At 45.1% G+C, this 15,275-nt stretch carries 14 protein-coding genes; 3 read left to right on the forward strand and 11 right to left on the reverse strand.

Features of this window, described 5'->3' with window-relative positions; all coding sequences use genetic code 11:
• Positions 1-70: 70 nt before the first annotated feature.
• The 11 genes from tdh to AC5JPY_RS09065 all read right to left on the reverse strand — a co-directional run bounded on the left by tdh (position 71) and on the right by AC5JPY_RS09065 (position 11,658).
• A complete protein-coding gene (tdh, locus tag AC5JPY_RS09015; protein WP_443525240.1) occupies positions 71-1,096 on the reverse strand; it encodes an L-threonine 3-dehydrogenase in 1,026 nt (341 codons plus the stop codon).
• Between the two features lie 53 nt (positions 1,097-1,149).
• On the reverse strand, positions 1,150-2,340 hold the full coding sequence (gene kbl / locus AC5JPY_RS09020) for a glycine C-acetyltransferase (RefSeq protein WP_443525242.1): 1,191 nt from the start codon (positions 2,338-2,340) through the stop codon (positions 1,150-1,152).
• 102 nt (positions 2,341-2,442) lie between these two features.
• The gene (locus tag AC5JPY_RS09025) at positions 2,443-3,189 is read right to left on the reverse strand and encodes a pyridoxine 5'-phosphate synthase (protein WP_443525244.1); all 747 of its coding nucleotides are present in this window, start codon (positions 3,187-3,189) and stop codon (positions 2,443-2,445) included.
• Between the two features lie 63 nt (positions 3,190-3,252).
• Entirely contained in the window at positions 3,253-4,128 is an 876-nt protein-coding gene (locus AC5JPY_RS09030) for an N-acetylmuramoyl-L-alanine amidase (RefSeq protein ID WP_443525246.1), read from the reverse strand.
• Positions 4,129-4,193: 65 nt separating this feature from the next.
• Positions 4,194-4,334 (reverse strand): hypothetical protein, encoded by a 141-nt coding sequence (locus tag AC5JPY_RS09035; RefSeq protein ID WP_493852357.1) that lies wholly within the window; start codon positions 4,332-4,334, stop codon positions 4,194-4,196.
• A 42-nt stretch (positions 4,335-4,376) separates the two neighbouring features.
• Positions 4,377-5,453 (reverse strand): hypothetical protein, encoded by a 1,077-nt coding sequence (locus AC5JPY_RS09040; protein WP_443525248.1) that lies wholly within the window; start codon positions 5,451-5,453, stop codon positions 4,377-4,379.
• A 60-nt stretch (positions 5,454-5,513) separates the two neighbouring features.
• A complete protein-coding gene (locus tag AC5JPY_RS09045; protein WP_443525249.1) occupies positions 5,514-6,269 on the reverse strand; it encodes an MOSC domain-containing protein in 756 nt (251 codons plus the stop codon).
• Positions 6,270-6,482: 213 nt separating this feature from the next.
• A complete protein-coding gene (rsfS, locus tag AC5JPY_RS09050) occupies positions 6,483-6,896 on the reverse strand; it encodes a ribosome silencing factor (protein WP_443525250.1) in 414 nt (137 codons plus the stop codon).
• A 131-nt stretch (positions 6,897-7,027) separates the two neighbouring features.
• A complete protein-coding gene (locus AC5JPY_RS09055; RefSeq protein WP_443525251.1) occupies positions 7,028-7,972 on the reverse strand; it encodes a nicotinate-nicotinamide nucleotide adenylyltransferase in 945 nt (314 codons plus the stop codon).
• A 225-nt stretch (positions 7,973-8,197) separates the two neighbouring features.
• On the reverse strand, positions 8,198-10,345 hold the full coding sequence (pta, locus tag AC5JPY_RS09060) for a phosphate acetyltransferase (RefSeq protein WP_443525252.1): 2,148 nt from the start codon (positions 10,343-10,345) through the stop codon (positions 8,198-8,200).
• An 80-nt stretch (positions 10,346-10,425) separates the two neighbouring features.
• Positions 10,426-11,658 (reverse strand): acetate/propionate family kinase, encoded by a 1,233-nt coding sequence (locus tag AC5JPY_RS09065; protein WP_319051202.1) that lies wholly within the window; start codon positions 11,656-11,658, stop codon positions 10,426-10,428.
• A 680-nt stretch (positions 11,659-12,338) separates the two neighbouring features.
• Here AC5JPY_RS09065 and lptM point away from each other — a divergent pair.
• The 3 genes from lptM to dapF all read left to right on the forward strand — a co-directional run bounded on the left by lptM (position 12,339) and on the right by dapF (position 15,241).
• Positions 12,339-12,650 (forward strand): LPS translocon maturation chaperone LptM, encoded by a 312-nt coding sequence (lptM, locus tag AC5JPY_RS09070; protein WP_443525253.1) that lies wholly within the window; start codon positions 12,339-12,341, stop codon positions 12,648-12,650.
• A 255-nt stretch (positions 12,651-12,905) separates the two neighbouring features.
• Entirely contained in the window at positions 12,906-14,135 is a 1,230-nt protein-coding gene (gene lysA / locus AC5JPY_RS09075; RefSeq protein ID WP_443525545.1) for a diaminopimelate decarboxylase, read from the forward strand.
• Positions 14,136-14,353: 218 nt separating this feature from the next.
• Positions 14,354-15,241: a diaminopimelate epimerase gene (gene dapF, locus AC5JPY_RS09080; RefSeq protein ID WP_319051200.1), complete on the forward strand. Its 888-nt coding sequence runs from the start codon at positions 14,354-14,356 to the stop codon at positions 15,239-15,241.
• Positions 15,242-15,275: the final 34 nt, after the last annotated feature.

Raw genomic sequence — 15,275 nt, forward strand, 5'->3', positions numbered from 1 at the left:
TCAGTGCCGTTTTATAAGTTGCCATGATATAAAAGCTAACCACGACTCCTCAAATACTAAATCGCCAAAATCAATCCCAGCTTAAAATTACCTTACCGCATTGTCCACTTTCCATGATATCAAAGCCTTCTTGAAAGTTGTCAATGTGCATGCGATGGGTAATGATAGGCGAGAGATCAATACCGCTAATCAGCATTTGCTCCATCTGATACCACGTCTCCCACATCTCACGACCATAAATACCTTTTAGGGTTAACGCTTTAAAAATAATCTTGCTCCAATCCACCGTGGTAGTGTTGGGCAAAATGCCCAAGAGCGCAATTTTAGAGCCGTTATACATATTACTAATCATCGAATCAAAGGCCTGAGGCGAGCCTGACATCTCAAGCCCAATATCGAAGCCGTGCATTTTTAACGTATCGATAGCGCCTTCGATGGTTTCACCTTTGGCTGGGTTGATGGTCATCGTCGCACCCATTTTTTTGGCAAGCTCTAGGCGATAATCACTAATATCACTGACCACGATATTACGTGCTCCGGCAAATCGGCAAATAGCTGTTGCCATTGATCCAATCAGCCCTGCACCCGTGACTAGCACATCTTCACCCAGTACAGGGAATGAAAGGGCAGTATGAGTAGCATTACCAAAGGGGTCCATAATGGCGGCCATCTCATCGCTGATACGCTCATCGAGTCTGATGACATTATCGGCAGGGATCACCAAATATTCGGCAAACGCGCCATCGCGATCGACGCCCACACCGATGGTGTTTTCGCATACATGTAGCTTACCACGGCGGCAGTTACGGCAATGCCCACAAGCGATATGCCCTTCGCCTGTAACGCGGTCGCCCACTGCAAAATGCTTGACACCATCGCCCATTTCACTAATGATACCGACGTATTCGTGCCCGATAATCATTGGCGTCTTTATGGTGTTTTGTGACCACTCATCCCACTTGTAAATGTGCAAATCTGTCCCACAGATAGCGGTTTTTTTAATTTTTATTTTGACGTCATTGATGCCGACCGTTGGTTCTGGCACGTCTTGCATCCAGATGCCTTTTTTGGCATGAGTTTTAACCAGTGCTTTCATAATTTCCTCTTATTTTAGCTATAAGTAGTGCCTACCTATGAATTATCAAACACCTAAGCAATCACTTCCATTTGCTTGGCGACTTTGATAAAGGCGGCGATACACTGGTCGAGCTGCGCGCGAGTATGGGCAGCAGAGAGCTGGACGCGAATGCGAGCCTCGTCTTTGGGGACAACAGGGTAGAAGAAGCCAATCACATAAATGCATTCCTCAAGCAGCGCCTCTGCCATTTGCTGCGAGACAGTGGCGTCATACAGCATCACTGCACAGATTGCCGATTCGGTGGGCTTGATGTCGAAGCCTGCATCTTGCATTTGCTTCACAAAATAGGCGGTATTTTCATGCAGTTTGTCTTGTAGGGTATTGTCTTCTGCTAGCATCTCAAACGCTTTTAACCCAGCGGCTGCGATCATGGGCGGAATAGAGTTTGAAAACAGATACGGGCGTGAGCGTTGACGCAGCATCTCAATCATTTCTTTTTTACCCGTCGTAAAGCCGCCAATCGCACCGCCAAATGCCTTGCCCAATGTACCTGTGATCAGCTCAATATCACCGCGTAGGTCAAACAATTCAGTCACGCCGCCACCCGTACGACCGACGACGCCAGCTGAATGACACTCGTCAATCATGACCATGGCATCGTACTTTTGTGCCAACGCATAAATCTCATCCATCGGCGCCACATTACCATCCATTGAAAACACGGCATCGGTGACAATCAAACGAAAACGTTGTGCTTGCGCTGCTTGCAGCTGAGTCTCTAAGTCTTGCATATCCGCATTGGCATAGCGATAACGTGCGGCTTTACACAGGCGCACACCATCGATGATTGAGGCATGGTTTAACGAATCAGAAATGATGGCGTCATCTGCGGTTAGCAGTGGCTCAAAGACACCACCATTGGCATCGAAACAGGCCGCATAAAGAATCGTGTCTTCGGTATTAAAAAACTTAGAAATCGCCGCCTCTAGTTGTTTATGCAAATCCTGCGTACCACAAATAAAACGTACCGATGACATGCCATAACCTGAGTCTTCAATAGCCTCGGTAGCCGCTTTTTTAATCTCAGGGTGGTCAGACAGTCCAAGGTAATTATTGGCACAGAAGTTAAGCATCTCACGACCATCGGCGATGGTGATGAGTGCATCTTGCGGAGAGGTGATCACGCGCTCGTTTTTATACAGACCTGCGTCGCGTATGCCGCTGATTTCTTGTTGTAGGTGTTGTTGAAAGGCTTGATACATAAAAATTCCTTTTTTTATATTATTAGTGTTTGCTTAGGATCTGTTGAGCATGAAAATATTGAAACTACTAATAGAACCAAACTATTTGCTTATTGATGCAGTTTAAGCACAAATCGTCAAATACTGACGCACCACGTTGTCCATGCCTTGCTCTAGAGACTCGATGGTAAACGCATGACCGATAGACACCTCAGCGATATCACTAAGCGCGAGCAGATCAGCCAAATTATCCAAATTCAAATCATGACCCGCATTGACTCGGATACCGTTTTGATTGGCTAGGGTGATACAGTCGCTAAAGCGTTGCTTGACCTCATCGAAATCAATATTTGCATCACTCTTACCATTACTGTAGGCGCGTGCCCATTCTTCGGTATACATCTCGATCGTTTGCACGTCGCTGTCGATGACGGCTTTGATTTGTTCGATATCAGGATCGATAAATACCGCGCAGCGTGTACCAAATGCTTGCAGCTCATGACTCAGTGCTGACAGCATGTCTTTGTGTTTAATGATGTCAAAACCATGATCGGAGGTCAGTTGGTCTTCGCTATCGGGCACGAGCGTACACTGATGCGGTTTGACTTCGCGGATAATCTTTAAGAACTGCTCATTTGGATTACCTTCGATATTGAACTCAATCTCTGGATAGTCCTTTAAGAATGCACTGATATCATAGACATCCTGGTATCTGATATGACGCTCATCAGGTCGCGGATGCACGGTAAAGCCTTTGACACCCAAATCTATGAGCTTCTTCACAAAGTACAACAGATTGGGATAATCTGTGCCGCGAGAGTTTCTGATTAAGGCGAGTTTATTTAAATTGACACTAAATAGGGTGCTCATCATATTTCCTTTTTCATTGTTGTTATGGGTAGATAAATAGTTATTAATCGCTAATACCTAATTTCAATAGAAGTCATCCCGACCAGCATACTTCATATTGAGCGCCTGTAGTATCGCATAGGTCTCGCTATCCATATTACCGGTTGGTTGCTGCGGTCTGAAATGCAGCTGAAACGCATAGATCACATCACGGCTAGGTTTGTCCCACTCGTCGGTATCGTTGATTTGGTAGCCGTATGTGCGAAAGGCTTGCTTGATCTCCTGCACGCTTGGCGCGACCAGGGTACGCCGATTCATAATGTCTTGCTTGTCCGCTTCATTATACCAAGCGCCGATACCGTAATCGAAATACAGTCGCTCCCACGGGAATTTTGCTCCGGGGTCGATCTTGCGCGAGGGTGCCATATCCGAGTGACCGATGATGTTCTTCGGTGAGATATCATAGCGTCTGGCGATATCTTGTACTAGCTCTGCGACTTTCTTAATCTGCAATTCATCAAATGCCACATAATGCTCATAAGGATGGTAATCCATATCGCCATTCTTTAGCGCGTCTCGATATTCAGGTTTGATCCCTGCGTTGACGATTTCGATACCGATAGAGGTATCATTGAGGATGGTTCGTCCTGAAAAGCCACCGTCGCCTGCATGCCACGCGCGCTCAGATTCGGGTACGAGGTTATAAATTTTATCATCGTCACTGTCCAAGACCAGATAGTGCGCGCTCACATTGCCCTTGGTTAATGTTTTGATTGAGCGTTCATTATCTGAGACGGTGTAATGTAGGACGATGGTTTTGATGCGTTGGCTTTTGCCACTGGCTTGGTAAGTATCACTATCAACGCTGTAATTTTTGGTAGTGGCGACTGGTGCAGTGGTCGTGACGCAGCCAATCAAAGGCAGAGTTAAGCCAAGTGCTAAAAAGATGTTTTTCACCATGAAATGCTCTGTAAGGAGAGGGTAGATAAGATGTTTGAGGTAATAGTTTTTTATATTTCGCCTACTTATAATTTGCTTTGCTCAATAGCATTAATAACCTCATTACCTAGATTACGAGTATTCTTTTGGTTACTACTACCACTACCACTATCAAGCTCAATATTGAGCTGATCACAAAGCTTTCTTAGTACAGATTTAGCGTTCACTGTTGTACCATTTCTATTTACAAGGATTGTTAAATCTTCGAGTTAAATGATTTTATAATCTTCAATTGATACCTTTCTTTTTTCTGGACTGTTTGGAGTTAAAAGTTTTTCGATTTCATAACCAAGTGCGTCAGTAGCAAATTCAATAAACTCTTCAATATTCGCTTTACCCCATTGGCTTGATACGACATATAGAGAACCATCATCCATTCTCAAAATATCATTGTCATTCAAGAAATATCTAACCCTACCTTTAGCTCTAGCATGATCTTGAGCTACCTTTAAACTTTCTACAATCGGCTGAGAGTGAGCAATACTACCAAAATCATTGACTAGTGCATCAATAGATCTATTTCTATGTTTGTTAAAGTAATATTTGATAATTTCTAGCGCAAGTCTACCTTTACCTAACTCCATATCATTAAATCGGTACTTTGAATAATCTCGTGAGCTGTCTTTACGAATATCTCTTTTTTCCTCTAGTTTACGTTTTACCTTGATTTGATAATCTTCTGCTTCAGGTAAAGGAATGATTTGTTGAATATCAATCAGTATTTTTCCATTATCGTTATAGGGTTGTATTTTCATACAAGTAATGTCTAAATTACGTTCATTCAGCCAAATGACTGAGGTTGTTAACTCGGCAGAAAAATCTTGTGAGACTAAGACTGTTTTAACATCTTCTGCAAAACCTGTTTCAACAATACCGTCCTCAACAAAATCTTTAATTTCAGACTGTGCATCGTCTAAGGAGTAGCTGAGATAACCATTTCGTTGTTTGTATTTTTGTAATACTTCTATAGCATCATCAAATGTCATAGTTGAGATCATAGATGCATACCGTAGAGCTTGTAGCTCCATATGGTCGCCTGTTTCAGTCCTCTTTAGTTCAATAACGACTAAATTAGCTTGTTTATCAATAGCTAGTAAATCAATTCTTTTTTTTGAGCCTTGCCAGTCAGAGAACTCTTCTGCTATCACCATACAATCAGGAGCGATAATATCAATATTATTTTTAAAAGCTTCTTGTAAATCATCTCGTTCAAAAATAGACTCAATCACAAAGCTAGTAGGCTTGATTGCTAATAGCTGCTTGCCCTCCAACGCATAAATACTCATATTAATATTCTCATTATTTAACCAACAGTGATAACATAGCGTCATTAAAGCTTATAACACTCAATCTTTCCGAATCTTCTTCGCCAACACTTTCTTCCAACTCTCCTCCAAACACTCAATCGCCAGCCATGGCTCAATGACCTCAGTGTCAAACTTCTCTTCTGAGTTTGCCAGTTGCCAAAGTGTCTCTAGCGTGGCAAACGGATAGGGACGTTCGATTAAATATACAGGCAAATCAGGGTTAATCATGCCATCACGCACCACTTGAAAATACCACCCTGAGATACCTTGCTTGCTGACCCATGCCGCGATATTGGGCACTTTGGTAAATTGGCCGATTTGGTCATTGATTTTGTAGCACGGGCGGCGCGGTTGCACGATACGCAGTTGCACGCTATCTTCACCGTTTATATTGTCTTGTCCGTTTTCAAAATGTCCACCGTACTGATAAATGTCGCCAATACAGACGTTAGACTCATCCATCTCAGGCAAGCCATCAAGGGCTTCAGTGGTAAGGTTTTCACCGAGCGTACCGACGCGTACTTGTAGGTCAAACTCTGCATTGATTTTTTCATAAGTTGCCGTTGGCAATTGATGCACGGCTTTGAGTGGGCCACCATGATGTTTGCGATCGGCTTGCTCGTCAGTGGTCAACCCCATAAAGTTGACGGCGACAGGGGCTGCAACGGGTGCCTTGTCAATGGCGCTCATCTCTTCACGAGTGAACGGCATGGCTTTTCCCGCGCGGACACATACTAAGTTTGCCACATGCAAGGGTAGGTTAATCTTAGGGTTTGAGCTGTGGTCAGCAGACATGAGCAGTCCTTAATAAAAGCGTCATAGACAAGACAAAAATTGGGCAAAAAAGGAAAAGATTATCATAGCAAGCTATCGCATTATTAGCCATTTTAATGGGTATTTATCATGACATATATGCTCAAATATAAGCACAAAAAAAGACCAGAATAATGATTCTGGTCTTTTTGGTCTCATGCTTTTAGGATGATGCGATCATTGTACTCAATGACTTTATTTGTTCTTGTTGCGACGACCAGCAGTTTTCTTTTCACGCGGCGTAGCAACCAGCTCAGCCAACTGGTCAGGTGATGACCATAGACCTTCTAAGTCATAGAACTCACGCGCTTGCGGGGTCATGATATGAACGACAACTGCGCCCAAATCGATCAGTGTCCAGTCAGAGTCGATACCGCCTTCACGACCCAGCGGCATAAAGCCTGATTGCTTGGCTTCAGCACCAACGCTATCCGCCATCGCACGGACATGACGTTTTGAGGTACCATCAGCGATGACGATGCGTTCGGTGACGTCGGTCAAGTCTTCTACATTCATTACAGTAATGTTCTTTGCTTTCATATCATCTAGAGCGCTTTGTACTATGGTCAAACATTCTTTTAGGCGTTCTTCAGTCATGGTTTTGGTCATAAACTTTAATCTCTTGAATCGTAAATATTAAAAATAAAGGGGTAAAACGTCAATTTGTCTTATCCGACTGATCACATATTGTCAGTCATGCATAAAAACAGGATAGGAAAAATGACATAGATAAGGCGATTTTAACGGAATTGAGCAGCAGAATATAGCTGATGGGCGATAATATAGTGATAAACAGCAGGATTTAGCCATTTAGCTAATGGATTGAATTCAGTATTGCTAATGATAGCATTTATTGATGCTATAGATGCGATTTGCCTGTCAGCGACGGGTATTTTATTTATTTTTTGTGCCAGCTCTTGTAGCTGTTCACGTATTTGGGTGCTGGATACGGCAGTGATGGACCGCGTATCTATATAAATGCGTCCTTGATTGGCGTTTTTCAAGTCAAAGCTATTTGGATCAGAGCTATTTAAATGAGTGCTGTCTTTCAAGCATTTGGAACTTGAGGTTAATAGGGTAATAGGTGAGTCTGTGATATGGGGCTGCAATGGTAATGGCAGTTGCGATTTTAGAGTAGAGATATCTTGAGCAGGTGCTGTATCTGCAAGTGACGACACATTGTCAAAAATTTCATCATTAATACTATCGTGGCTTACACGATTGAACACCCATAGATTGACATAGTCAGTGAGTCGTAAACCATCTTTCCATTTGTCCAAGCTATGCGCGCTATCCATACCCATAATAAATATCAAGCTGTCATGAGGATATTGCTGTCTGAATGCGCGCACACTATCAATCGTATAGACAGGTGGCGTTTGCCATAGCTCCAGCTCATTGATCTGTATCGGCGTGTCTTGCGTTGCGAGTTGCAACATAGCTAATCGGTGATTGGGATCTGTGCTTTGTGACTTGAATGGCGAGCGGGCATTGGGTAGTAAAGATACGTGCAAGGCGCGCTGTTGTTGTATAGCGATGGGTAGTAGATGCTGATAGACAGACATAGCCACTTGTAGATGTCCATTATGTACCGGATCAAATGAGCCACCAAGATACGCGCGGATAGCAGGTAGGGGTGAGGTGAGTGTGCTTTGCTGGTTGCTTGTGGTATTAGACATAGTCATAACGGGTCAGGCGCTTATTGTAGTGACGGTACATGAGCTATTAGAGCATGGCAGTCATGAGTAAGTGATAGAACCATTGTAGAGGGCAGGTGAGCATCTGTCACCACTGTCTGTCCGCATAGCAACTGTCTGTCACCGCATCACCAGTAAAACGACAATAAAAAACCGACTATCATGGCGATAGTCGGCATTATATAAGAGGATAACTAGCAAGACCTATAGCAATTAAATCAAGTCGCTATGTGCTTGGATCGCCGTCAGTGCAATGGTATAGACGATATCATCAACGAGCGCACCGCGAGACAAGTCATTGACGGGTTTATTGAGCCCTTGGAGCATAGGACCGACACTGATGACATTGGCACTGCGCTGTACGGCCTTATAGGTGGTGTTACCTGTATTAAGATCAGGGAAGATAAAGACATTGGCTTGACCAGCGACAGGCGAGTCAGGTGCCTTTTGTTTACCCACGCTCATGACCGAGGCGGCATCATACTGTAGTGGACCATCGACTTTTAGGTCTGGTGCACGCTCGCGGACGATTTGGGTGGCACGGGCGACTTTTTCGACATCCGCGCCAGCGCCTGATGAGCCAGTAGAGTAGCTGATCATTGCCACTTTTGGATCGATACCAAATGCGGCAGCTGACTGTGCTGATTGGATAGCAATCTCTGCCAGCTCTTCAGCGTTGGGGTCAGGGTTAATGGCACAGTCACCATAGACCACCACTTGCTCAGGCAACAGCATAAAAAACACAGACGATACTAAAGAGTATTGCGGTGCGGTCTTGATCAACTGAAACGCTGGGCGTACCGTGTTGGCTGTGGTATGAATAGCGCCCGACACCAAACCATCAACTTCATCCAGTTGCAGCATCATGGTACCAAGATATACCGTGTCTTTTAGATATTCAGCAGCGACATCTTCATTGGTTTTGCCTTTGCGGCGTTCTACTACTGCGCTGATGTATTTGCTCATATCGACACTATCAGGATCGATGATTTCTAGCCCTTCTGGCAACGTCAAATCACGGTTTTTGGCGACTTGTTCGACATCGCTACGCTTGGCAAGTAGGACGCAGTTGGCGATACCGCGGCTTTGGCAGATACAGGCCGCCTCAACGGTACGTGGCTCAGACCCTTCGGGCAGTACGATGCGTTTTTTGGCCTGTTGTGATTTTTTGACCAGCTGATGACGGAACGCTGATGGCGAGAGGCGTGGTTCGTGATTCCGGCTAAAGTATTCTTTGATCCAGCTCAGATCTAAGTGCGCCGCCACGTAACGAGCCACTTCTTCTGCACGCTCGGTATCATCGCTTGGAATCTCAGAGCTCATATGCATCAGGCTCTGTACCGTTTCATAACTGTCGGTCTCGACACTCATAACAGGGATACCTGTTTTGAGCGCTGACTGCCATAGCTCAGCCACGGTTTTGCCTGGCGTGATACCACCAGTCAGCACCAGTCCTGCAAGTGGAATCCCATTGATACAAGCCAAGCCCGCCGCCAATAATAAGTCATCACGGTCACCAGGGACGACCATTAGTGTGCCACGTTTAAAGACTTCATTGACTCGGGCCACTGAGCGTGCGGTCAAGCTAATACGGTTGATACGACGAGTCTTTGCTTCACCGACATTCAGCCATGTAGCATCGAGCTCTGTCGCGATATCCCACGTACGCGGTACTGACAGTGAATCGCTAAACGGCACCACACCGATAAGACGGAACGCTTCGGTATTGAACGATGGCGACAAGCGCTGCACTTCTTGCAAAAAGGTTGGGTCTAAACTAACAACTGCTTCACCAGGGGCAACTGGTTGATTGTCAAAGGTATTGGGCACGTCTTGTACGCGCATCAATATCACACCCAGCGTGCGGGTATCGATGACACCGCCGAACTCGCGTGCATGGACGTCGAGTTTGTCCGCTAGATAAGCAGGTTTACTGATATCTGCTGTACCAACAAAGATGATTTTGGCATCTAAAGCATGAGCAAGCGCACGGTTGATTTGCGAGGCGTAAGACGTCTCCGTGGTAGGCACAAGTCCTTCGCAAATGACCACATCATGCCCACTATCCATGGTGTGGTAATTGGCAATTACCTCTTCCATCAAGTCATCTAAATTGTCATCACCTAGCATACGCTCAACGTGCTGACGGCTGATCGATTTTGGCGGTTTTAGACCAAACGCATGCATGGTTAGAGCGTTTGAGCTGTCTAGACTATGTTGCTTATCAAGCGTGTCATCTTGCAAGAATGGCTTCATAAAGCCGGCCTTGATGCCGTTATAATCAAAAGCACGAATCAAACCAAGAGCGGCTGATGTCACGCCAATACCGCGGCTAATGGGAACAAGTAAAATAGTTTGCATAATAAATCCTATGGTTTATTTTATATTTTTATAATGAATGCCAATTAATCATTGCTCAATACTGCTCAATATTGCCCAATCTAGCCAAGATTTAGTGCTTGACGGGTCTCTTGAGCGATACGGTACTCTTCATCGGTTGGTACAACCCATAGCTCGACGCTACTATCTTCGGCATGAAAACTGCCTTCTTTACCGCGTATCAATTTTGCATTCTTGTCAGCATCTATTTTTATACCGAAATGACGCATCACTGCCAAGATTTTGGTACGTGTAATGTCTGAGTTTTCACCGATACCACCAGTAAAGACAATACCGGTAAATTCAGGTAGCGCACAGCTGAGACTGGCGAGATACTTACCCGCGCGGTAACAGAACATCTCGATAGCAAGTTGTGCGTCTTCATGACCTTCACTAGCTGCTTGTTCGATAGTACGCAAATCATTGGACAGACCTGAGATACCGAGGAGACCACTGTCACTGTTCAACATTTTATCTGTTTCTTCTAGGCTCATACCCAGTTGGCGCTTTAGATGCATGTGCAGGCTTGGGTCGACGTCGCCGCTACGAGTACCCATCATTAGACCCTCAAGCGGTGTCAGCCCCATGCTGGTATCGAGGCTCTTGCCGTCGTATACAGCAGCAGCGGAACAACCATTACCTAAGTGCGCCGTTAGCCAGCCATGTGGCCCTGTAGACTCAGTAATTTGGCTGGTGCGTTCTGAGACATAAGCGTGCGACGTTCCATGAAAGCCATAGCGACGAATTCTATGCTCTTCATATAGATACTTTGGTAGTGCATAGCGGAACGCAACAGGCGGCATGGTCTGATGAAAGGCAGTATCGAATACGACCACTTGTGGAATATCAGGATAGATCGCCTGAACTGCTTCAATTCCTAAGGCGTTGGCAGGATTATGCAGGGGCGCTAACGCTTTGAGGCGCTTCACCTCTTCTAACGCATGAGTGTCAACGCGTACCGCTTCTGAGTACTCACGGCCGCCATGTACCACGCGGTGACCAACAGCGATAAAGTGATATTGCTCTAGTAGCTCAAGGATTTTCTGTAGTGCCAGTTTGTGTCGACCACCAGGAATAGATATCTCGAGCTTGTCACCATCTAGGGTAGTGTGTTTGATGCGAGCAGTATCAAGTCCTAAGTTTTCGGCCAGACCTGTGATACGAGTAGAGTTGTCGTCACTAATCAACGCGTATTTGATGGAAGACGAGCCGCAGTTCAAAACCAGTGTGGGGCTAGTCAGGGTTGATGTTTCAGTGTTCTTGTCATCAAAAGTGGTGGTTAGGTTGTCGCTCATGCTCTATCCTCAGGTTAGTGTTTGTTAGGTGGCGCATCATCATATCGTAAGCGTTAGATACCGCAATATAAATAGATGCTTATGCCAATACAGCATTAATACTACTAAATAGTTAGGTTGATATCGTATCGTTTTTATAATAAATACATTAAACAAACATGCTGTCGATTTGCATGATACTTAGACCAGTTTGGACCAGTGAATTTATTATTTTATAAAATAGTCCTAGGCTGCAGGTTGTTGTAGCTGCTCATCATAGTGCCAAGGTCGCGCTACAATGTAACATATTTTTGTACCTATACCTCGATGATGGTGTGGCTTAAGAGTGCTGCATATTAGGCTATCAAAGCGTTGACATACCTATCGTTATGAGTCGTACTTGGGTGCGATAGCCATAAGCGTTCGATTATCTTAGGACAGCATTGTTGGTAGTAAGAAGGGTAAGGAAGCATCCAACACTGTCAGAAGTACTTTATTTATTTCTAGCAACAGCTTCAAAATAACGCTTAATATTTAGCAAATTTATTAGCCATTCATGTTCAGTATACGTACAGCTTTGTGTAATAATGCTATGATTGAAATGATCGCATTGGCAGTTTTTTAGCTGCCTATTTGACTGTCTGTCCATTATGATTTTTTATCGCACTTACACCACTGCACGCTCATAGGTTATACGCTTTATGTCTATTACATCTCGCCCCTCAAACACTGAGCACACCTCATATCTGCTTACCAGTCGCCGTGCCATTGCTACTCTCATTATCGGCAGCGCCGTCATGGTAGGTGTATCAGGCTGCGGACAAAAAGGCGACTTGTATTTAGCTGAGTCCAGTAGCCAAACAGTCGAAGGCAGCTCATCTGTACTCAATAGTACAAGTAATCCGCAAGATGCTGCCTTTGCAGGCATCGATGACGATACCTATCAAAAAAACGACTATCTAGATGAGCAGCAATTACTACCTGAACCGAGTACGGACCCCAATGACTATTAGCGTCTGGCTATCAAAGCTTAACGACTGCTGATACCTAATCATTAGGTCGTGCTCGCTACCCAAAATTTATGTTAACCCTGTTACCCTGATTATATTAGAGATGTTTATATGAGTCATTCTGAACTACCTGCTGACTTGACCGACTCTGCAACTGGCGAATCGGTCACTATCCAAACTGAGCAAGGGTTATACATCGACCCCAAGGCATTGAGTGCTCATTTGCCTGCACTGAGCTATCGCGCTGATGCGCTATATATGGAGCAGGTCAGTGTCGATGAGCTAGCAAAACAATATGGTACGCCATGCTATGTCTACTCAAAGCAGGCGATACTCGACGTCTATCAGGCGTATACGGACAGTTTTGCCAGACTTGATCATCAGGTATGCTATGCCGTAAAAGCAAACTCTAACCTTGCTGTACTTGGTGTGTTGGCACAGGCAGGTGCTGGGTTTGATATCGTCTCTCGTGGCGAGCTGATGCGTGTACTGGCAGCAGGTGGCGCCGCATCACGCGTTGTGTTTTCGGGTGTTGGCAAAACGTATAGCGATATTGAGTATGCACTGACCCAAGGTATTGGCTGCTTTAACGTCGAGTCTATCAGTGAGTTGACTCTAATCAACGAGGTCGCACAGTCACTTGATAAGCGGGCGCCAATCTCATTACGTGTTAACCCAAATGTCGATGCCAAAACACACCCCTATATTTCAACCGGCCTCAAAGACAATAAGTTCGGCATCACTCATGAAGACGCACTAGCCGTCTATCAGCAAGCGGCAAATCTATCGCATATCGATATCGTTGGTATCGACTGTCATATTGGCTCGCAGCTGACTGAAGTGGCGCCATTTGTTGCGGCGTTAGATAAAGTTATTGAGCTGATACATAGCCTGCGCGATAGTGGTATTGCGCTACGCCATGTTGATCTAGGTGGCGGACTGGGCGTGCGTTATATTGATGAGACACCAGTATCGATTAATGAGTTTGCCGAGGCCTTATTGCCGAAACTTAGCGAGCTTGGGTTGACTGTGTTCTTTGAGCCGGGTCGTAGTATTGTGGCCAATGCTGGTGTGCTATTGACGCAAGTTGATGTGCTTAAGCCAACGGAGCACAAGAACTTTGCGATCGTTGATGCTGCCATGAATGATTTGATTCGTCCTGCTTTATATCAAGCTGAGATGGCCGTGATCCCAAGCACACTCCCAAGCAACGGTATCGATACGGAAGGTACGCAGCCGTGGGATATCGTTGGGGCGATTTGTGAGACAGGTGATTTCTTGGCAAAAGACCGTTTGTTGTCATTAAGCACCAATGATGTCTTGGCCGTGACAGGTGCGGGTGCCTATGGCTTTACAATGAGCAGCAATTATAATTCGCGTCCGCGTGCTAGCGAAGTCATGGTGTCAGGTGATAGCCATCAACTGATCCGTAAGCGCGAAACGGTCGAAGCGTTATATGCTGATGAAATGTTATGGCAGGATAAATAAAACCGCAAAACTGAAACTGTAAAACTGAAACTGTTTTTGAGTAATAAAGAAAACCCACCATTATGATAATGGTGGGTTTTTTATGGCAAACCCTAAGTAACCAAAACAATTTTTAGTCATAACGATAAGTTAGTATTTGAGCGCGGTGATAATTATGATTGTATCTGGCAGCGTGCTAATATAAGCCATACATAAAAATAGGATAGGACATCAAGGATATGCTAATAGAGTTTACTAAAATGCATGGGCTGGGCAATGATTTCATGGTTATCGATTTGGTGACCCAGCGTCTGGAGTTGACTAAGGATTTGGTAGCGTTATTGGGAGATCGCCATTTGGGTATCGGTTTCGATCAATTGCTGGTGGTCGAGCCACCGATGCGTCCTGATGTTGATTTTAGCTACCGTATTTTTAATACTGATGGCACCGAGGTTGAGCAATGCGGCAATGGCGCGCGCTGTTTTGCCCGTTTTGTGCAGGCCCGTAAGCTATCTTTTAAGCAGCGTCTGCGTGTGGAGACTGCCAGTGGTATTATCTCTTTGACCACGGATCGGTTTGGCTGGGTAGAGGTAGACATGGGTAAACCTCGGTTTGAACCAAACGAGATTCCTTTTAGCCCGAGAGCCACGACCAAAATTCAAAACACCTATCACCTTGATGTAAATGGTACGCCTGTGCAGCTATACGTTGCCAACATGGGTAACCCTCATGCCGTCATCAAGGTTGACGACGTACTCGATGCTGAAGTTGAAACGTTAGGTAAGGCAATCGAATCTCATCCTGCTTTCCCAGACCGCGTCAATGTAGGCTTTATGCAGGTGATGAATCAGCGTCATATTCGTCTGCGTGTATATGAGCGCGGCGTGGGTGAGACTCAAGCTTGCGGTACTGGTGCCTGTGCAGCAGTAGCAGTTGGTATACGCGAAGGCTGGCTCGATGAAGGTGAAGAAGTCCGTGCACAGCTCTATGGTGGTAGCATGATTATCAAATGGCAGCCCGGCTACTCAGTCATGATGACGGGTCCGACTGCCTTTGTTTATGAAGGGGTATTTAGTCCAGATGGATTGATGGCGCAAGCAGGTATCAAGCCAAATTCCGAAGGCTGATAACGTCTAAAGACTGCTGCCTATCATCAGGAAA

It is taken from the genome of Psychrobacter sp. H27 (assembly GCF_059072655.1).